General features: G+C 72.0%; 16 protein-coding genes. 6 read left to right on the top strand and 10 right to left on the bottom strand.

The genetic code is table 11. The features are described 5' to 3' along the window. Positions 1 to 7 precede the first annotated feature (7 nt). The 3 genes from IE252_RS30505 to IE252_RS30495 form a co-directional block, all read right to left on the bottom strand. Complete coding sequence (locus IE252_RS30505; RefSeq protein ID WP_190092641.1) at positions 8 to 1,447, bottom strand: HAMP domain-containing sensor histidine kinase; 1,440 nt, start codon at positions 1,445 to 1,447, stop codon at positions 8 to 10. Further along, positions 1,444 to 2,178, bottom strand: coding sequence for a response regulator transcription factor (locus IE252_RS30500; protein WP_101389346.1), 735 nt, complete (start codon positions 2,176 to 2,178; stop codon positions 1,444 to 1,446). Before IE252_RS30500 ends, IE252_RS30505 begins: the two co-directional genes overlap by 4 nt. Before the next feature lie 112 nt (positions 2,179 to 2,290). Next, positions 2,291 to 3,415 (bottom strand): S1C family serine protease, encoded by a 1,125-nt coding sequence (locus IE252_RS30495; RefSeq protein ID WP_190092640.1) that lies wholly within the window; start codon positions 3,413 to 3,415, stop codon positions 2,291 to 2,293. A 399-nt stretch (positions 3,416 to 3,814) separates the two neighbouring features. Between IE252_RS30495 and IE252_RS30490 the strand changes: the two genes are divergently transcribed. Together IE252_RS30490 and IE252_RS30485 are read left to right on the top strand one after the other, a co-directional pair. Further along, positions 3,815 to 4,681, top strand: coding sequence for an NUDIX hydrolase (locus IE252_RS30490; protein ID WP_190092639.1), 867 nt, complete (start codon positions 3,815 to 3,817; stop codon positions 4,679 to 4,681). 46 nt (positions 4,682 to 4,727) lie between these two features. Beyond that, positions 4,728 to 5,558: an MBL fold metallo-hydrolase gene (locus IE252_RS30485; protein WP_101389349.1), complete on the top strand. Its 831-nt coding sequence runs from the start codon at positions 4,728 to 4,730 to the stop codon at positions 5,556 to 5,558. A 207-nt stretch (positions 5,559 to 5,765) separates the two neighbouring features. On the opposite strand, the gene IE252_RS30480 is transcribed toward IE252_RS30485, so the two are convergent. Next, positions 5,766 to 6,440, bottom strand: coding sequence for a Crp/Fnr family transcriptional regulator (locus IE252_RS30480; RefSeq protein ID WP_017947815.1), 675 nt, complete (start codon positions 6,438 to 6,440; stop codon positions 5,766 to 5,768). A 545-nt stretch (positions 6,441 to 6,985) separates the two neighbouring features. Between IE252_RS30480 and nth the strand changes: the two genes are divergently transcribed. From nth to IE252_RS30460, 4 genes are all read left to right on the top strand, one after another. Then, entirely contained in the window at positions 6,986 to 7,780 is a 795-nt protein-coding gene (gene nth, locus IE252_RS30475; RefSeq protein ID WP_373298642.1) for an endonuclease III, read from the top strand. A 73-nt stretch (positions 7,781 to 7,853) separates the two neighbouring features. Continuing rightward, positions 7,854 to 8,651 (top strand): NUDIX hydrolase, encoded by a 798-nt coding sequence (locus tag IE252_RS30470; protein ID WP_190092637.1) that lies wholly within the window; start codon positions 7,854 to 7,856, stop codon positions 8,649 to 8,651. A 12-nt stretch (positions 8,652 to 8,663) separates the two neighbouring features. Then, positions 8,664 to 9,884, top strand: coding sequence for a MarP family serine protease (locus tag IE252_RS30465; RefSeq protein ID WP_190092636.1), 1,221 nt, complete (start codon positions 8,664 to 8,666; stop codon positions 9,882 to 9,884). A 45-nt stretch (positions 9,885 to 9,929) separates the two neighbouring features. Next, positions 9,930 to 11,270: a 6-phospho-beta-glucosidase gene (locus tag IE252_RS30460; protein ID WP_190092635.1), complete on the top strand. Its 1,341-nt coding sequence runs from the start codon at positions 9,930 to 9,932 to the stop codon at positions 11,268 to 11,270. A gap of 33 nt (positions 11,271 to 11,303) precedes the next feature. Here IE252_RS30460 and IE252_RS43445 read toward each other — a convergent pair whose 3' ends face one another. The 6 genes from IE252_RS43445 to IE252_RS30435 form a co-directional block, all read right to left on the bottom strand. Beyond that, the gene (locus tag IE252_RS43445) at positions 11,304 to 11,483 is read right to left on the bottom strand and encodes a hypothetical protein (RefSeq protein WP_079126084.1); all 180 of its coding nucleotides are present in this window, start codon (positions 11,481 to 11,483) and stop codon (positions 11,304 to 11,306) included. Between the two features lie 277 nt (positions 11,484 to 11,760). Beyond that, positions 11,761 to 12,717, bottom strand: a complete 957-nt coding sequence (locus tag IE252_RS30455) for an alpha/beta fold hydrolase (protein WP_190092634.1) — start codon at positions 12,715 to 12,717, stop codon at positions 11,761 to 11,763. After that, the gene (locus IE252_RS30450; protein WP_190092633.1) at positions 12,714 to 13,175 is read right to left on the bottom strand and encodes a phage holin family protein; all 462 of its coding nucleotides are present in this window, start codon (positions 13,173 to 13,175) and stop codon (positions 12,714 to 12,716) included. Before IE252_RS30450 ends, IE252_RS30455 begins: the two co-directional genes overlap by 4 nt. 75 nt (positions 13,176 to 13,250) lie before the next feature. Further along, positions 13,251 to 14,651, bottom strand: coding sequence for a Na+/H+ antiporter NhaA (gene nhaA / locus IE252_RS30445; RefSeq protein ID WP_190092632.1), 1,401 nt, complete (start codon positions 14,649 to 14,651; stop codon positions 13,251 to 13,253). A gap of 519 nt (positions 14,652 to 15,170) precedes the next feature. Then, a complete protein-coding gene (gene acs, locus IE252_RS30440; RefSeq protein ID WP_190092631.1) occupies positions 15,171 to 17,126 on the bottom strand; it encodes an acetate--CoA ligase in 1,956 nt (651 codons plus the stop codon). A 203-nt stretch (positions 17,127 to 17,329) separates the two neighbouring features. Then, entirely contained in the window at positions 17,330 to 19,648 is a 2,319-nt protein-coding gene (locus IE252_RS30435) for a bifunctional SulP family inorganic anion transporter/carbonic anhydrase (RefSeq protein WP_190092630.1), read from the bottom strand. Positions 19,649 to 19,886: the final 238 nt, after the last annotated feature.

Raw genomic sequence — 19,886 nt, 5'->3', positions numbered from 1 at the left:
CGGCTGTTCAGGCTCCGGGCACGTCGCCCGGCGGCGGGGTAGGGGCGCCCGGCAGGCGAATCGTGGCGACCGTGCCGCCGCCGTCCGGCGCCGGGCCGAGCGCGATCGTGCCGCCCGCGTGCTGGACCGTACGGGCCACGATCGACAGGCCCAGCCCCGAGCCTGGCAGCGAGCGGGCCGAGGGCGAGCGCCAGAACCGCTCGAAGACGTGCGGCAGTTCATCGGCGGGGATGCCGGGGCCCTGGTCGCGCACGGTCAGGGTGCCCCGGTCTAGGACGACCTCGACCGTGCCGTGCGGCGGGCTGAACTTCACCGCGTTGTCCAGCACGTTGACGATCGCCCGCTCCAGGGACGCCGCCTCGGCCCGTACGTACCAGGGCGCCAGCTCCGCCCTGATCTCCAGCTCGGGCCCGCGCAGCCGGGCGCGCTCCAGCGCGACCCTGGCGATGTCGTGGAAGGCGACGACCTCGAGGGGCCCCTCGCGGACCGCGTCCGGCCGGGACAGCTCCTGCAGGTCGCCGATCAGCGAGGCCAGTTCGGTCATCTGGGCCTTGACCGACGCCATCAGCGCCTTGCGGTCGGCGGGCGGGATGGCCCGCCCGGTCTCCTCGCTCCTGGCCAGCAGCTCGATGTTCGTACGGAGCGAGGTGAGCGGGGTGCGCAGCTCGTGCCCCGCGTCCGCGATCAGCTGCGACTGCCGGTCGCGGGAGGAGGCGAGGGCGGCGGTCATCGCGTTGAAGGACCGCGAGAGCCGGGCGATCTCGTCCTCGCCCTCGACCGGGATGCGCACGGTGAGGTCCTCGGTGCGGGCCACGTGCTCGACGGTGCCGGTCAGCTGGTCCACGGGGCGCAGCCCTGTACGCGCGACCCAGAGACCGGCGGCGCCCGCGCCGATGACGCCGATGCCGGAGACGACCAGCAGGACGATCGCCAGCTTGTTGAGCGGCGTCGTCACGTCGGACATCGGCACCGCGATGGAGACGGCGACGCGGCCCTGCGGCCCGAGGCCGCTGATCTGGGCCGACTGGGTGTAGACGCGGCGCTCGACCCCGGCGCTGTCCGTCGTGGTGTGCAGGGCGTGGTCGCGCAGCCGGTTCGCGACGGCGATGTCGGATTGCTCCACCTGGAGCTGGGCGGACCTGGGGTTGGCGCACACCGAGCCGTCCGGGAAGACCACCTGGGTCAGCGGGGTGTTGCCCGGCAGCCGGATCGGCTCGGGGTTGGGGCTGCGGCAGGTGCGGAACAGGACGTTGGCGTACTCCTCGCTGGCCGAGCTCGCCGCCTGGTTGCGCAGCCGGTTGTCGAGCTGGCTGGTCAGCACGCCCTGGGTGATGAACCAGCACGCGGCGGCCACCGCGGCCACGGCCACCGTCACGGCCGTCGCGACGAGCAGCGCGAGCCGGGATCGGAGCGGCAGCTCGCGGAACCACCGCAGCGCTCTTCTCACTCCGCGCCGCCCGAACGCAGGGCGTACCCCACCCCCCGCACCGTGTGCACCACGCGCGGCTCGCCGCCCGCCTCGGTCTTGCGGCGCAGGTACATGACGTACACGTCGAGGGAGTTGGACGACGGCTCGAAGTCGAAGCCCCAGACCGCCTTGAGGATCTGCTCGCGGGTCAGCACCTGCCGGGGGTGGGCCAGGAACATCTCCAGGAGCGTGAACTCCGTACGCGTCAGCTCCACCACCCGCTCGCCCCGCGTCACCTCCCGGGTCGCCAGGTCCATCCGCAGGTCACCGAAGGTCAGGACGTTCTCGTCGGGCTGCTCGCCGCCCGCCGTCGCGGCGTACGAGCTGCGGCGCAGCAGCGCGCGGATCCGGGCGAACAGCTCGTCCAGCTCGAACGGCTTGACCAGGTAGTCGTCCGCGCCCGCGTCGAGCCCGGTGACGCGGTCGCCGACCGTGTCGCGCGCGGTGAGCATCAGGACGGGCGTGGTGGACCCGGCCCCGCGCAGTCGCCGGGCGGCGGTGAGCCCGTCCATCCGGGGCATCTGGATGTCGAGGACGATCAGATCGGGCCGGTACGCCTCCGCCTTGGCCAGCGCGTCCAGACCGTCGACGGCGACCTCCGTCCCGTACCCCTCGAAGGCGAGGCTGCGCTGGAGCGCCTCCCGCACGGCGGGCTCGTCGTCGACGATCAGGATGCGCTGGGTGTCGTCCTCGGCGGGTGCGGGGCTCATCGGTCTCGGGTCTTCCTCGGGGTGTGGTCCGGCGGTGGTCCGGCGCGGTGCGGCTTGGTCCGGGTCGGGCGCTGTCCAGCGTCGCATGCCGCGCCTGTGCCTGCCGTGAGGATCAGCTGTTGCTGCTGTTGCCGCCGTCACCGCTGTCGCTGTTGCCGCCGCTGCCGGAGCGGAGGGAGGCGAGGTCGGCCTTGACGGTGTTGACCGGGATGGCGAACCCGAGCCCGACGCTGCCCGCCGAGGAGGAGGACTGGTTCGCGGAACTGGGGCTGTACATCGCGGAGTTGATGCCGATGATGTTGCCGTTCATGTCGATCAGCGCGCCGCCGGAGTTGCCCGGGTTGAGCGAGGCGTCCGTCTGGATGGCCTTGTACGTGGTCTTCGACGAGCCGGTGTCGCCGTTGAACTGCTGCCCGCCGAACTCGAACGGCCAGCCGCCGCGCCCGCCGCCCTGCTGGTCCTGTCCTTGGCCCTGCCCCTGGCCCTGCTCCTTCGCGACCGTGACATCGCGGTTGAGGGCGGAGACGATGCCGCTGGTGACCGTGCCGGTCAGGCCCTCGGGGGAGCCGATGGCGACGACCTGGTCGCCGACCTTGAGGTTGTCGGAGTTGCCGAGGCTGGCGGGCTTGAGCCCACTGGCGCCCTTCACCTTGATGAGCGCGAGGTCCTTGTCGGGGTCGGTGCCGACGACGCTCGAGGTGTACGTCTTGCCGTCGCTGGTCCGCACCTTGACCTGGTCGGCCCCGGCGATCACGTGGTTGTTCGTGACGATCTCACCGCTGGAGGTGATGATCACGCCGGATCCGGTGGACTGCCCGGAGGTGGAGGTCGCGCTGATCTCCACGATGCTGGGCGAGACGGCCTGGGCCACGCCCGTGACGGTCCCGTTGGTGCTCTTGGAGGCGTTCGTCCCCGGGACGCCGGGCGCGCTGGCGCTGCTGTCGCCCCCGGCCCACCGCTCCACGAGCGTGGCGGTCCCGCCGCCCACGGCGGCCGCGGCGAGCGCGACGGCGGCGAGGAGGCCGACGGAGCGGCGGGCGCGGCGGTGGGGGGTGGGTGCGGTGCCGGGTGCGCCGGGGGTGCCCCCGTCGGCCCCGTTGCCGTTCGACGGCCAGATCGTGGTCCCGGGCCCGGCGTGCACGGGTCGGCTCGGCTCGTACGGGGGCGGCGGGGGGTAGGCCCCGGACGCCTGCGGGTACGGCTGCGGCTGCTTCGGCTGCTCCTCGGGGAAGGTCATGTGCATTACCTTCGCGGCGCTGGATGAGAGCCGTCTGAGGACGGGGTGAGAAGGACGGCAGAAGGGTGTTTGCCCGACATAAAGGGGCGCGCGCCGTGATCCGGCGGAGTTGCCCCCACCCCGCCCCTTCCCTAAACCCTCCGGGGGCGGGAGGGGGGCTTCGCCCCTGGGACCCCGTTCGTCTGCGGGCCGTCCCCAACTGGTCGCGCAGTTCCCCGCGCCCCTAAGAATGCGGCTGCGCGGCATCCCCCTGGGCGCCCCGGAGGGGCGCATCTCAGGGGCGCGGGGAACTGCGCGACCAGCCCCCACCGGGCTGCAGGTGAACAAGGGGGCCGGGGCGCAGCCACGGGGGAGAGGTGGGGGCTCGAACACGCGCGCGTCAGGGGATAGCCTCCGGCCATGCCCAATGGTCAGTGGTACCCGCCGGAATGGCCCGACCGCATCCGCGCCCTAGCCCACGGCGAACTCACCCCCGTGCAGCCCCGCCGCGCCGCCACCGTCATGCTGCTCCGCAGCGGGCCGCTCGCCGTGCACATGCTGCGCCGCCGCGCCTCCATGGCCTTCGCCGGCGGCGCCTACGCCTACCCCGGCGGCGGCGTGGACCCCCGGGACGACGCCCGCCGGATCGGGTGGGCCGGGCCCAGCCGGGAGACCTGGGCGGCCCGCCTGGGCGTGGGCGCGGACGACGCCCAGGCCATCGTCTGCGCGGCTGTCCGCGAGACGTACGAGGAGGCCGGAGTCCTCCTCGCCGGGCCCGACGCCGACAGCGTCGTACGCGACACCACCGGCGACGACTGGGAGGCCGACCGCCAGGCCCTCGTCACCCGCGACCTCTCCTTCGCCGAGTTCCTCGACCGCCGCGGCCTGGTCCTGCGCTCGGACCTGCTCGGCGCGTGGGCCCGCTGGATCACCCCGGAGTTCGAGCCCAAGCGGTACGACACGTGGTTCTTCGTCGCCGCGCTCCCCGAGGGCCAGCGCACCCGCAACGCCTCCACCGAAGCCGACCGGACGGTGTGGATCCGGCCCGCCGAGGCCACGGCCGGGTACGACGGGGGCGAGCTCCTGATGATGCCCCCGACCGTCTCGACCCTGCGCGCCCTCCTCCCGTACGCCGCCCCCGCCGACGTCCTCGCCGCCTCGGCGACCCGCGACCTCACCCCCGTACTGGCGAAGGCGAGTCTCGGCGACGACGGTGAGATCGTGCTGAGCTGGCCCGGGCACGACGAGTTCACCAAGCGCATCCGCTCCGGCGGGGGTGCTTCGTGACCCCCTTCGCCACCACGCCCCCGCTCTCCATGGAAGGTGTCCCCGCGTGACCGAAGCCGCGGCCCTCCCCGGCCAGCCCCGCGGCGGGGTGCTGTCCGGCCCCGCCACGACCCGTACCGTCAACGTCCTCGCGCCCAACCCCTCCGCGATGACCCTCGACGGCACCAACACCTGGATCGTCGCCGAGCCCGACTCCGACCTCGCCGTCGTCGTCGACCCAGGACCGCTCGACGACGCCCACCTGCGGAACGTGGTCGCCACCGCCGAGCGGATGGGCAAGCGGGTCGCCCTCACTCTGCTCACCCACGGCCACCCCGACCACGCCGAGGGCGCCGCCCGCTTCGCGGAGCTGACGCGCACGCATGTACGCGCGCTGGACCCGGCGTTGCGCCTCGGGGACGAGGGGCTCGGCGCCGGCGACGTGATCACCACCGGCGGCCTGGAGATGTGGGTGGTGCCCACCCCCGGCCACACCGCCGACTCCCTGTGCTTCCATCTCCCCGCCGACCGGGCCGTGCTGACGGGGGACACGGTCCTCGGGCGCGGCACCACCGTCGTGGCGCACCCCGACGGCCGCCTCGGCGACTACCTCGACTCACTGCGGCGGCTGCGCTCGCTCGCGGTCGACGACGGCGTCCACACCGTGCTGCCCGGGCACGGTCCGGTCCTCGACGACGCGCAGGGTGCCATCGAGTTCTACCTCGCCCACCGCGCCCACCGGCTGGCCCAGGTGGAGACGGCGGTGGAGAACGGCTTCACCACGGCGGCGGACGTGGTGGGCCGCGTCTACGCGGACGTCGACCGCTCGCTGTGGCCGGCGGCCGAGCTCTCCGTACGCGCGCAGCTGGAGTATCTGAGCGAGCACGGGTTGATCTGACCGCAGGGGCTGCTGGGGCGGGGCCGCCAGGTCGTACGGCCGGGTCGCCCGCCCGCCCGTAACTCGCCTATTTCCACGGTGCACTTGTCAAGCAGCCGCGTGGTGTCTGCCACGTATCCACAGACTAGGACCGACCACTGACAACGGGGCCCGCCTCCCGAGGGAGACGGGCCCCGTCACGTACGAACGCGCAGGTGAACGGCCGTATCAGCGCGAGCGCTTGGCGAGCCGCTCGACGTCGAGCAGGATCACCGCACGGGCTTCGAGGCGCAGCCAGCCGCGCTGGGCGAAGTCGGCGAGGGCCTTGTTCACCGTCTCGCGGGAGGCGCCGACCAGCTGGGCCAGCTCTTCCTGCGTCAGGTCGTGCACGACGTGGATGCCCTCCTCCGACTGCACGCCGAAGCGGCGCGACAGGTCGAGGAGCGCGCGGGCGACGCGGCCCGGGACGTCGGAGAAGACCAGGTCGGACATCTGGTCGTTGGTCTTGCGCAGTCGGCGGGCGACGGCGCGCAGCAGGGCGGTGGCCACCTCGGGCCGCGCGTTCAGCCAGGGCTGAAGGTCGCCGTGGCCCAGGCCCAGCAGCTTGACCTCGGTGAGCGCGGTCGCGGTGGCGGTGCGCGGGCCCGGGTCGAAGAGGGACAGCTCGCCGATGAGCTCGCCGGGGCCGAGGACCGCCAGCATGTTCTCGCGGCCGTCGGGGGAAGTGCGGTGGAGCTTGACCTTGCCTTCGGTGACCACGTAGAGGCGGTCGCCGGGGTCGCCCTCGTGGAAGAGGGCGTCGCCGCGGGCGAGCGTCACCTCACTCATCGAGGCGCGGAGCTCCGCGGCCTGCTCATCATCGAGCGCCGCGAAGAGCGGGGCGCGCCGCAGAACGTCGTCCACGAGTTCTCTCCTTGTCGACCGGTACAGGGGACCGTGCTGCCCATTTTGCCGGACGGGGTAAACAGTGCGATCAATCACACGGGTAATCACAAGGATGACGCACCGGAGCGCCGGACTGTGCGGCAGGGGGCCGATTGGGGTGGTGATTCGCTGTGGCCGGGGCGGATGTCAGTGCGTGGCTTTAGGCTGGCCGGGTGTCCAATTCGCCGGTGAGAGCGCAGGCCAGGGCGGCCACAAGAGTGTCCGCAGGCAGCGATTCCGCTGTGGGCGAACAGCCCGCAGCTAATCTGAAAAAAGCCACAAAAGAGTCAGAATCGGCCAATCGGGCCGCGTCGGCGCCCGCGCCCTCCCCGGGCGCGTCGGCCACCCCGGGCACGCCCAAGAAGGCGGTGAAGAAGACCGTGGCGAAGAAGGCCGCAGCAAAGAAGGCAGTGCCCGCGAAGGCCGCCAAGGAGACCGCGGCAAAGAAGGCTCCCGCCAAGCAGGCCCCGGCCAAGCCCGCGAAGACCGCGCAAAGCGCCAAGGTCGCCAAGGCCGCGAAGACCATCCCCGCCCGGCCCACCAAGCCCGCCAAGCCCGAGTCCCACCTCTCCATGGTCCGCCGCGCCCGCCGGATCAACCGCGAGCTGGCGGACGTGTATCCGTACGCCCACCCGGAGCTCGACTTCCGCAACCCCTTCGAGCTGCTGGTCGCGACCGTCCTGTCCGCGCAGACGACCGACCTGCGGGTCAACCAGACCACGCCCGCGCTGTTCGCCGCGTATCCGACCCCCGAGGACCTGGCCGCGGCCGACCCGGAGGCGGTTGAGCAGCTGATCCGGCCGACCGGGTTCTTCCGCGCCAAGACCAAGTCGATCATGGGGCTCGCCGCCGCCCTCCGCGACGACTTCGGGGGCAACGTCCCGGGCCGCCTCGAGGACCTGGTGAAGCTCCCCGGAGTCGGCCGCAAGACGGCGAACGTGGTGCTGGGCAACGCCTTCGGCGTCCCCGGCATCACCGTCGACACGCACTTCGGCCGGCTGGTCCGCCGCTGGAAGTGGACGGACGAGGAGGACCCGGTCAAGGTCGAGGCCGTCGTCGCCGAGATCTTCCCCAAGAGCGAGTGGACGATGCTCTCGCACCGCGTCGTCTTCCACGGCCGCCGCATCTGCCACGCCCGCAAGCCCGCCTGCGGCGCCTGCCCCATCGCCCCGCTCTGCCCGGCGTACGGGGAGGGCGAGACGGACCCGGACAAGGCCAAGAAGCTCCTGAAGTACGAGAAGGGCGGCTTCCCCGGCCAGCGGCTCTCCCCGCCCCCGGACTACCCGGGGCTCCCGGCCCCGCCGCTGGCGGCCGGATGACGGATCGCGGATGACCGGACGGAACGAACGCGACCGTCCCGGACGTTGTGACCGGTGGACGACGGGGGTGCCTATGACGCACGCGAGTGACACCAGCAAGACGAGTGACACCAGCAGGACGTACGAGAGGTACGGGAGCGGTGCGGGCGGCGCCGCCGTGCCCGACGGGCACCGGGGCCCCGGCGGCGGCCCCCAGGGCCTCCACGGCCCCGCCGTGAGCCGTGACGGCCTGCCCGAGTGGCTCGACCCCGTCGCGCGCGCGGCCGACCGGATCGAGCCCCTCCAGCTCAGCCGCTTCCTGCCGCCCGAGAGCGGTGCCGGGCGCCAGTCCGCGGTGCTGATCCTCTTCGGCGACGGCCCGGCCGGGCCCGAGCTGCTGCTCATGGAGCGCGCCAGCCAGCTGCGCTCGCACGGCGGCCAGCCCTCCTTCCCGGGCGGCGCCCTCGACCCCGAGGACGGCGACCCGCAGACCACAGGCCCGCTGCGCGCCGCCCTGCGCGAGGCCGAGGAGGAGACCGGCCTGGACCCCGAAGGGGTACAGATCTTCGGCGTGCTGCCCCGGCTCTACATCCCGGTGAGCGGTTTCGTGGTGACCCCTGTCCTGGGCTGGTGGCGCGAGCCGACGGCGGTGCGCGCGGTGGACGCGGGGGAGACCGCCCGGGTCTTCACCGTCCCCGTGGCGGATCTCACGGACCCGGCCAACCGGGCCACCGCCGTGCACCCGAGGGGCCACGCAGGACCGGCCTTTCTGGTCGAATCCGCCCTCGTCTGGGGCTTCACGGCCGGGGTGATCGACCGGTTGCTGCACTTCGCGGGCTGGGAGCGCCCCTGGGATCGCACCAGGCGGGTCCCGCTCGACTGGCACGCGTGACAGGGTGGGCCCGTGAACGTGCTGGACATCCTGTTGCTGGTCGCCGCCGTGTGGTTCGCGATCGTCGGCTACCGCCAGGGCTTCGTCGTGGGCATCCTGTCGGTGATCGGCTTCCTCGGCGGCGGTCTCATCGCCGTGTATCTGCTCCCGGTCATCTGGGACCAGCTGACCGACAAGCGTGACGTGTCGACCACCGCCGCGATCGTCGCGGTCGTGGTCGTGATCGTCTGCGCCTCCGTCGGCCAGGCCTTCACCACGCACCTGGGCAACAAACTGCGCCAGCACATCACCTGGTCGCCCGCGCGTGCCCTGGACGCCACGGGCGGCGCACTGGTCAACGTCGTGGCGATGCTCCTGGTCGCCTGGCTGATCGGCACCGCGCTCTCCCCGCTGGCCGACCCCCAGTCGTCGAGCAGGGGGAACGCGCTGGGACGGGCGGTCAACGACTCCCAGATCCTGCGCGGCGTCGACAAGGCGATGCCCAAGCAGGCGTACACCTGGTTCTCGGACTTCTCCTCCATGCTGGCGCAGAACGGGCTGCCGCAGGTCTTCGCCCCGTTCACCAACGAGTCGATCACCAAGGTCCCGCCGCCCGACCAGGCGCTGGCGACCAGCCCCGTGGCGGCCCAGGCCAAGCGCTCGATCGTCAAGGTCACCGGCACCGCGCCGAGCTGCGGCAAGCGCCTGGAGGGCACCGGCTTCGTCTTCGCCGAGCGCCGTGTGATGACCAACGCCCACGTAGTGGGCGGTGTGACGGACCCGAAGATCCAGATAGGCGGCCAGGGGCGGACGTACGACGCGACGGTGGTGGTCTACGACTGGCGCCGCGACATCGCGGTCCTGGACGTGCCCGACCTGAAGGCCCCGGTGCTGCGCTTCTCCTCCCAGGCGGCGCACAGCGGCAGCGGCGCGATCGTCGCGGGCTTCCCCGAGGACCAGCCGTACGACGTGCGCGCCGCGCGCGTCCGCGGCCGGATCACCCCGCCGGGCCCGGACATCTACCACCGCGGCACGGTCACCCGCGAGGTCTACTCGCTGTTCACCACGGTCCGCCCGGGCAACTCCGGCGGCCCCCTCCTCACCCCCGACGGCAAGGTCTACGGAGTGGTCTTCGCCAAGTCCCTCGACGACCCCAACACCGGGTACGCGCTGACGGCCGGCGAGATCCGCGAGGACATCGAACTGGGCCGCACCGCCAACCAGCAGGTCGACAGCCAGCAGTGCGCCCTGTGACCGCGGGCCCGCCCCGCTGACCCCCGACTCCCGGAAGAGGCCGGAATGCGACTGACGATCCTCGGCGGCGGCGGTTTCCGCGTGCCGCTCGTGTACGGTGCCTTGCTGCGCGACCACGCCCCCGGCCGGGTCACTGAGGTCACGCTGTACGACGTGGACGCGGCCCGGCTCGCGGCCATTGCCAAGGTCCTCGCCGACCAGGCCCGCGACAGCGCGGACGCGCCCGCAGTGCGGGCCACCACCGACCTCGACGAGGCCCTGCGCGGCGCCGACTTCGTCTTTTCCGCGATCCGCGTCGGGGGCCTGGCGGGCCGGGCGGCCGACGAGCGGATCGCGCTCGCCGAGGGCGTCCTGGGCCAGGAGACGGTCGGCGCGGGCGGCGTGGCGTACGGACTGCGGACCGTGCCCGTGGCGGACGCGATCGCCCGCCGGATCAAGGCGGTCGCCCCCGGCGCCTGGGTCATCAACTTCACCAACCCGGCCGGTCTCGTCACCGAGGCCATGGCCCGCCACCTGGGCGAACGGGTGATCGGCATCTGCGACTCGCCGGTCGGCCTGGCCCGCCGCGTGGCCCGTACGGTCGGCGCCGACCCCGACGCCGTACGGCTGGACTACGCGGGTCTGAACCACCTGGGCTGGCTGCACGGCCTCTACGAGGGCGAGCAGGACGTGCTGCCGCGCCTGTTCGCGGACGACGCGCTGCTGACCTCGTTCGAGGAGGGCAAGCTCTTCGGCGCCGACTGGCTGCGCTCGCTGGGCTCGGTGCCCAACGAGTACCTGCACTACTACTACTTCAACCGCGAGGCCGTCGCCGCGTACCGGCAGGCCGAACTCACCCGCGGTGCCTTCCTCCTGGACCAGCAGGCGCGCTTCTACGCGACCGTGGCGGACGGCGAGCAGGCGTGGGACGCCTGGGACCGCACCCGCGCCGAGCGCGAGGCCACGTACATGTCCGAGAACCGGGAGGTCTCGGGCGCGGGCGAGCGCGCCGCCGACGACCTGGAGTCGGGCGGGTACGAGAACGTCGCCCTGGCGCTCATGCGGGCCATCGCGCGCGACGAACCGGCGACGCTCATCCTCAACGTGCGCAACGGCTCCTCGCTGCACGCCCTCGACGCCGAGGCGGTCGTCGAGATCCCGTGCCGCGTGGACGCGTCAGGCCCGCGCCCGGTGCCCGTGACCCAGCTGACCGGCCACGAGGCGGGCCTGGTCAGCGCGGTGAAGGCGGTCGAGCGGTGCGTCCTGGAGGCCGCCGAGGCCGGCTCGGCGCGGGCGGCGGTGAAGGCCTTCGCCCTGCATCCGCTGGTCGACTCGGTCCAGGTCGCCCGACGGCTCCTGGACGGCTACCGGGACGCCCACCCGGGCCTCGCGTATCTGCGCCCGTAATCGCGTACGTACGTGGTCCACGCGCGGTCCGTACTACGTACGCGAATGGCGCAGCCGCGCCGAGACCCAGCGGGCCCGGCGGCGGAGGATACGCGGAATACCGAGTTGGGGATCATGGCCCTGACCTTGCGGGCCGCCCCTCTCGTGCGAAATCGGCGCGGTGGCCGAGCGGCGGTTGCGTGCTGCGTCACCGTAGTCGTGCGTCCAGCCCATACCCCGACGTCTGCCCGGGCCCCAAGGTCGGTAACCGCGTCTCGGGCGGCCAATTGGCCTATGCGCCGGGCATTTGGCTGTTCGTCAGACAAGCGTTCCCGTCCGCTTGCCGGACAGAGCCGCGGGAGCACGGGCGGGACCCGCGGCCGGACCTACCGGTCGGGCTCGGGGTCCTTCAGCCAGTTGACCAGCTCCGCCGAGAACGCGGCCGGGTCCTCCTCGTGCGGGCTGTGTCTTCCCGGGGGATAACCCCCGGACCCCCAGCCGCGAGGGGGTTTCACCTATCCGGCTCGGGGTCCTTCAGCCAGTTGACCAGCTCCGCCGAGAACGCGGCCGGGTCCTCCTCGTGCGGGAAGTGGCCCAAGCCGTCGAACAGCCGCCAGCGGTAGGGCGCTTCGACGTACTCACCGGAGCCCGCGGCACTGCGGGTGCGCATCACCGGGTCGAGCGACCCGTGCAGATGCAGGGTCGGTACCCGTACCGGCCGCTTCATCCGGCGGTTGAACTGGATGCCGTCCGGCCGTGCCATCGACCGCACCATCCAGCGGTACGGCTCGATCGAGCAGTGCGCGGTCGAGGGGATGGTCATCGCCCGCCGGTAGACCTCCACGGCCTCGTCCTCCGGCGCCACCGGACCGGACCACTCCCGCACCAGCCGCCCCACCAGCGCTGCGTCGTCCGCGACGAGCTGACGCTCCGGCAGCCACGGCCGTTGGAAGCCCCAGATGTAGGAACCGGCCCGCGACTGCGAGAGGTCGGAGAGCATCGCCGAGCGCCAGCGCCGGGGGTGCGGCATCGACGACACGACCAGCCGGCGCACCAGCTTGGGCCGCATGACGGCCGCCGTCCACGCCAGATAGCCGCCCAGGTCATGGCCGACCAGCGCCGCGTCGGGCTCGCCGAGCGACCGTACGACGCCGGTGATGTCCAGCGCGAGGTTGGCCGGGTCGTAGCCCCGGGGCGTGCGGTCGCTGCCGCCGACGCCCCGCAGGTCCATCGCGACCGCCCGGAAACCGGCGTCGGCGAGCGCGGTCAGCTGGTGCCGCCACGTCCACCAGAACTGCGGAAAGCCGTGGAGCAACAACACCAGGGGACCGTCACCCAGCTCCGCGATGTGGAAGCGCGCACCATTGGCCGCTACGTCCCTGTGTGTCCAGGGACCATCGATGCGGACAGGGCTGCCATTGCCGCCAGGGCTGCCCGTGGCGCCGGTACCGGTATCAGGTGCGGTCATGCAGACGAGCGTGCCACAGCCGGGGCCTGCTCGGTGACCGGGCGGGGATGCGGCTTGACGCCCCCGAGCACGGCGGCGGTCTGCTTGGCCGAGGCGATGGACTTCTCCGGCGGCTTGACCTTCTTGAACTTGGCCACGGCCAGCACCCCGAGCAGGGCCGCGAGCAGCAGGAACGCTCCGCCCACGATCAGGAACGACCACGCGAGGCCCAGCCCCAGGTTGTGGATCCCGTACGCCGCCGCGAAGCTCAGCACCGGCAGCGAGAACAGGACGAGCACTCCCGCGGTACTGATGGCGATGCCACCGATCGCGCCGCGCTTGACGTCCTGGCGCAGCTCCGCCTTGGCGAGCGCGATCTCGTCGTGCACCAGCGCGGACATCTCGGCGGTCGCCGAGGCGACCAGCTGGCCGAGGCTGCGGTCGGCGCCGCCGACGGCGGTGTTGCTGGGGTCGCTCATTCGCTGACTCCCTCTTCTCTTCTCCGGTCCCGTCATCTCCCGGCCCAGATGTCCTTCTCCGGCCCAGATGTCAGATCATGCCGGACGGCCGCCCTCGTCGCTCCCCGCCCCCGCCAGTTGCGCGAGGCGGCGGTGCTCGGCGGCCTTCTCGTCGTAGATGGCGGCCATCCGCAGGTGGTAGGCCGGATTGTGCTGTTCGTACACATCCGGGATGCCGTCGTGGTCCTCGTCGCGCTCCTCCTCCTCGACGAGCGCCTGGTACCGGCGTACGCGCAGCTTCAGCAGGACGGTGGCACACACGGCGGCGATCAGCGAGCCCATCAGCACGGCCGCCTTGATCTCGTCCGCCAGCGCGCCCTCGCCGTCGAAGGCCAGCTCGCCGATGAGCAGCGAGACGGTGAAGCCGATCCCGGCGAGCGCGGCGACGGCGAAGACGTCCGGCCAGGCCAGGTCGTCGTTGAGCTCCGCCCTGGTGAACCGGGCCGCGCACCAGGTGCCGCCGAAGATCCCGACCGCCTTGCCGACGACGAGACCGAGCACCACGCCGAGCGTCTCCGGCCGCGTGAACACATCGGCGAGTGCCCCGCCGCTGACGCCCACGCCCGCCGACATCAGCGCGAAGAGCGGCACGGCGAGCCCGGCGGAGAGCGGCCGCACCAGGTGCTCGATGTGCTCGCCGGGGGAGTGCTCCTCGCCCTCCCGGCGGCTGCAGCGCAGCATCAGGCCCATGGCGACGCCCGCGATCGTGGCGTGGACGCCGCTGTTGTACATCAGGCCCCAGATGACCAGCGCGAGCGGTACGTACACGTACCAGCCGCGCACGCCCTTGCGTAGCAGCAGCCAGAAGACCGCGAGACCGACGACGGAGCCGCCGAGGGCGGCGAAGTCGATCTCCTTGGTGAAGAACACGGCGATGATGAGGATGGCGAACAGGTCGTCCACGACGGCGAGCGTCAGCAGGAACGCGCGCAGGGCGGACGGCAGCGAGGTCCCGATGACCGCGAGCACGGCCAGCGCGAAGGCGATGTCGGTGGCCGTCGGCACGGCCCATCCGTCCATCGCGCCGCCGCCCACGGTGTTGACCAGCGCGTATACGAGCGCGGGCACGGCCATTCCGCAGATCGCGGCGATCACCGGCAGCGCGGCGGCCTTGGGATCGCGCAGCTCACCGGCCACGAGCTCGCGCTTGAGCTCGATCCCGGCGACGAAGAAGAAGACGGCGAGGAGCCCGTCGGCGGCCCAGTGCTGAAGCGAGAGATCGAGCCCGAGGGCCTCGACGCCGACATGAAACCCACGCACATCGGCGTAACTGTCACCAAGGGTGTTGGCCCAGATCAGAGCCACGATCGCGGCCACGAGCAGCAGCACACCGCCGACGGTCTCGGCGCGCAGCGCATCCGCGACGAAGTTCCGCTCGGGCAGGGAGAGCCGCTCGAGAAACTTCCGGCGGTCCTTCGGGGTTACGGGCGCGGCCACGGGGGACGACCTCCGGTCGGTTCGGCGGGCATGACAAAGCACGTTGCCGACCAGACTTCCCGGCGCACCTAGGTCCCTCGATCTTTACTTTACCTAAGTCTTTACCTGGGTACGGTGGGAGGATTCCGGCGATTGTTACTTTATGCGCAAGTAGGGCGGGGGGCGCGGGTTCGCCTGCGGGTGGGTGGCGGGTTGCTCGCGCAGTTCCCCGCCCCCCTAAAGGGGCGCCCCGCAGGGGCGCATTTAAGGGGCGCGGGGAACTGCGCGACCAGCCACGACGGTCCGCAGACGAACGGGCTTGCCCACCCACCCCATGCCCTCCGGCGGGGTCCGGGGCGGAGCCCCGAGCGGGGTGCAGGGGCCGCAGGCCCCGCAACGGGGGCCCGGGGGCGAAGCCCCTGGGAGAGCCCCCACCCCAACCCACCCCACCCCCGGAGGGATCAGGGAAGGGGCGGGGTGGGGGAAACAGCCCGAGGCCCAGCCACGTACAACCCGCAGCCAGGCCCCCAGCCCCCCGGCTCAGTCCTCGCTGGAAGTGCTCGGCAACTTCGTCTGAATCAGATCCATCACCGACGAGTCCGTCAGCGTGGTGACATCCCCCAGCTCCCGGTTCTCAGCGACATCCCGCAGCAGCCGCCGCATAATCTTCCCCGACCGAGTCTTCGGCAGCTCCGCCACCGGCAGCACCCGCTTCGGCTTGGCGATCGGCCCCAGCGTCGCGCCCACGTGCGCCCGCAGCTCCTCCACCAGCCCGTCCGACTCCGCCGCCGACCCCCGCAGGATCACGAACGCCACGATCGCCTGACCGGTCGTCTCGTCGGCCGCGCCGACCACCGCCGCCTCGGCCACCGACGGGTGCGACACCAGCGCCGACTCGACCTCGGTCGTCGAAATGTTGTGCCCGGACACGAGCATCACGTCGTCGACGCGGCCGAGGAGCCAGATGTCCCCGTCCTCGTCCTTCTTCGCCCCGTCACCGGCGAAGTACTTGCCCTCGAACCGCGACCAGTACGTGTCGATGAACCGCTGGTCGTCGCCCCAGATCGTGCGCAGCATCGACGGCCACGGCTCGGTGAGCACGAGGTAACCCCCGCCCCCGTTCGGCACCTCGTGCGCCTCGTCGTCCACGACGGTCGCCGAGATGCCGGGCAGTGCCCGCTGCGCGGACCCGGGCTTGGTCTCCGTCACGCCCGGCAGCGGCGAGATCATCATCGCGCCGGTCTCCGTCTGCCACCACGTGTCCACGATCGGGCACTTGTCCGCCCCGATGTGCTTGCGGTACCAGATCCACGCCTCGGGGTTGATGGGCTCGCCCACCGACCCCAGCACCCGCAGCGAGGAGAGGTCGAACTTCGCGGGGATGTCGTCGCCCCACTTCATGAACGTACGGATCGCCGTGGGCGCCGTGTAGAGGATCGTCACCCCGTACTTCTGGACGATCTCCCAGAACCGCCCCTGGTGCGGGGTGTCCGGCGTGCCCTCGTACATGACCTGGGTGGCGCCGTTGGCCAGCGGCCCGTACACGATGTACGAGTGACCGGTCACCCAGCCGATGTCGGCGGTGCACCAGTAGACATCGGTCTCGGGCTTGAGGTCGAAGACCGCGTGGTGCGTGTACGCGGCCTGGGTGAGGTAGCCGCCGGAGGTGTGCAGGATGCCCTTCGGCTTACCCGTCGTCCCCGAGGTGTACAGGATGAACAGCGGGTGCTCGGCGTCGAACGCCTGCGGGGTGTGCTCGGCCGACTGACGGCCGACGATGTCGTCCCACCAGACGTCCCGGCCCTCGGTGAACGCGGTCTCCTGACCGGTGCGCCGCACCACCAGCACGTGCTCGACCTGCGGGCACTTGGCCACGGCCTCGTCGATCGCGGGCTTCAGCGCGGACGGCTTGCCGCGCCGGTACCCGCCGTCCGCCGTGATGACCAGCTTCGCGTCGGCGTCCTGGATACGGGAGGCGACGGCGTCCGCCGAGAACCCGCCGAACACCACCGAGTGCGCGGCGCCGATACGGGCGCAGGCCAGCATCGCGACGGCCGCCTCGGGGATCATCGGCATGTACACCGCGACCCGGTCACCGGCGCGTACACCCAGCTCCGTAAGGGCGTTGGCGGCCTTGGAGACCTCGTCCTTCAGCTCCGCGTAGGTGATCGCGCGGCTGTCGCCGGGCTCGCCCTCGAAGTGGATGGCGACCCGGTCGCCGTTCCCGGCCTCGACGTGGCGGTCCACGCAGTTGTACGCCACGTTGAGCTGCCCGTCGGCGAACCACTTCGCGAACGGCGGGTTCGACCAGTCCAGCGTCTCGGTCGGCTCGGTGGACCAGGTCAGGCGCCGGGCCTGCTCGGCCCAGAAGCCCAGCCTGTCCGCCTTGGCCCGCTCGTACGCCTCCGCCGTCACGTTGGCGGCGGCAGCCAGCTCGGCAGGAGGAGCGAACCGACGCTCCTCCTTCAAGAGGTTGGCCAGGCTTTCGTTGCTCACGACATCTCCCTTTCCCAGGGCGTCCTATGTGCCTATGTGTCCCGGGCCATAGCTCATCAGGCCAATCGCCGGGTGACAAGAGTCTCCCGAAAATTGGTTTAGACCTGTAAGGGATCCGGGTCATCGGCGTGTCATCAGACGGTCTCACGGACGAGGTCCGCCCCGGGTTCAGGGATGCGCGGAAGGCGCGGCGCCGCACCACATCAGGTGGAGGACGCCTCAAGGGCCGTCGGACCGACCCCCTCGAACACCTCCTCGCAGTCGTCGGACGCCAGCAAGTAGGCCTGGGCCTCGCCCACATGGAAGTACATCCCGTGCAGGGCAAGGGTGCCCTCGGCCAGCCGCCGCGCCACCGACTCATGGCGCCGCAGATGGTCCAGCTGCTGCACCACATTGGTGAGGCAGAGCTGCTCGACGGCGTCGGCGGGCAGCCGCCCGGCGATCCGCGCCCAGGAGTGCCGGCGGCTCGCCATCCGCTCCAGGCTCGGCATCCCGTGCCGCAGCCAGCGCCGCAGGGGCGTCTGCGGCGCGTCCGGCTTGCTGTTCAGCAGCGCCTGCATCGCCCCGCAGCCGGAGTGTCCGCAGACGGTGATGGACTCGACCCGCAGCACCTCGACCGCGTACTCGATCGCCGCCCCCACCGAGTCGTCGCCGCACTCCGCGCCGGGCGGGGGCACCAGATTGCCGACGTTGCGCACGGTGAACAGGTCGCCCGGGCCGCTCGACGTGATCATGCTGGTGACCAGCCGGGAGTCCGCGCAGGTGAGGAAGAGCTGGGACGGCTGCTGCCCCTCGCGCGCCAGCCGCGCCAGCTCGTCCCGCACCAGCGGCGCGGTGTTGCGCTGGAACGAGCTGAGCCCGCTGGCCAGTTGGTGCCCGTGGCGCCTGGGTGCCGGAGTCTTGTCGTGGCAGTGGTGGTTGCGCCAGGGCGTCCAGGGCCGACAGCAGCTCTGCGAGCTGGAGGCGGGCTCGGTGATCCGTCCGCCGGCCCGGCCGGTGATCCGCACCTCGCCACCGCGCGCGGTGTGCGTGTCCTGCCAGCTCTGCAGTGCCTCGTACGCCGCGTGGTCCATGAACGAGCCGTCCAACTCCACGACGGCGCTCGCCCCTTGGGGCACCTGGTTCAGCGCCCGGGTCAGTCGGGGCACGGCGAGAAAGGTCAACTGGCCGCGCGCCCGCACCAGATACGACAGGTCGTCCCGGCGCTGCACCGTGATCCGGGTGCGTGCCACCCGGCGCAGCGCGACCGCGACGGCCACGGCGATCCCGATGACCACGCCGTGGAGCACCCCGAACACGAGCACCCCGGACACGGTCGCCACGTACACCAGGAACTCGCGGTGCTTGTGGACGTTGCGGATGTGGGCGAACGACACCATCTGGATGCCGACCATCATCACCAGCGCGGCCAGCGCCGCCAGCGGGATCCACTCCAGGACGGCCACGAGCAGCCCGGCGGCGAGCAGCACCCACACCCCGTGCAGCACGGTGGAGGCACGGCCGGTCGCCCCGGCCCGTACGTTGGCGCTGCCGCGCACCGCGCCGCCGGAGACCGGCATTCCGCCGAGCAGCCCGGAGACGGCGTTGGCGATGCCCTGTCCGCGCAACTCCCGGTCGAGGTCGGCCCGGGCGGGTGCGGCGGCCCCCGGCCGCTCGGCGGCCAGCTTGTCCACGGCGACGGCGGAGAGCAGCGACTCCAGACTGGCCACCAGCGTCACCGTGAGCACGGCGGCGACCAGCCCGGCCACCGGTCCGTGCGGCGGCTCCGGCAGCACATGGGCGTCCCAGGAGGGCAGGTCGACCCGGGCGATGCCGGGCGCGGCCACGGCGGCCACACCGGTGGCGATCACCACACAGGCGAGCGCGGCGGGGATGCGGCGCAGCGCCTTTCCGGCCCGCCCTGGGAGGCGGGGCCACGTCATGAGCACGGCGATGGTGAGTGCCCCGATGAGGGGTGCGGCAGGGCCGACCTTGGCCAACTGGCCTGGGAGAGCTTGGGCGTTGTCCACGGCCGAGCTCTGTGGGGAGCCGCCCAGGACGATGTGGAGCTGGGCGAGCGCGATGGCGGCGCCGATGCCGGCGAGGGTGCCGTGCACGATGGCGGGGCTCACGGCGAGCGCGGAGCGCGCCGTCTTCAGTGAGCCGAGTGCGATTTGGAGCAGACCCGCGAGAACGGTGATGGCGCAGGTGGTGCGCCAGCCGTAGCTCTGGATCAACTCGGCCGATACCACCGTGAGTCCGGCGGAGGGGCCACTGACAAGGAGCGGTGAGCCGCCGAGCAGCCCGGCGACGATGCCGCCGACGCCGGCGGCGATGAGACCGGCTTCCAGCGGGGCGTCGATGGCGACGGCGAGGCCGAGCGACATCGGGACGGCGAGCAGGAAGACGGTGACGGATGCGGACAGATCGGCTCCGGCGATCCGGAAGCGGCGGCCCCCTTTCCTGGGCGGTGGCGCGTGCGAGTGCTGCTGACTGTCGGTGTGAGTGAGGGGCTGGGTGCGAGTGGGGACGCAGGCAGACATGTTTCCCGTCTCCTCCGGGGCAGCGCGGTCGCGGATGTGGGGTCGCGGCCGTGGGTCACGGCGTGCAGCGGCGGGATTCTCAACTCTCGGTAAACGAATCGTAATGCAGAGTAAAGGTCAGCGCTTCGCATTTAGGGCAAATAGGTCAATGATTCACTCTTGACGGTGAATAAGCAGCTTTTCGTGCGGCCTGTCGCGCCCCCTTCCTTCATGCTCCGTGTCACTTTTGCGGCGATTT

This window comes from Streptomyces melanogenes (assembly GCF_014649795.1).
GTDB classification, from domain to species: domain Bacteria; phylum Actinomycetota; class Actinomycetes; order Streptomycetales; family Streptomycetaceae; genus Streptomyces; species Streptomyces noboritoensis.
Note: the sequence above shows the minus strand (reverse complement) of the source record. Positions and strands in the feature narration are given on the sequence as shown.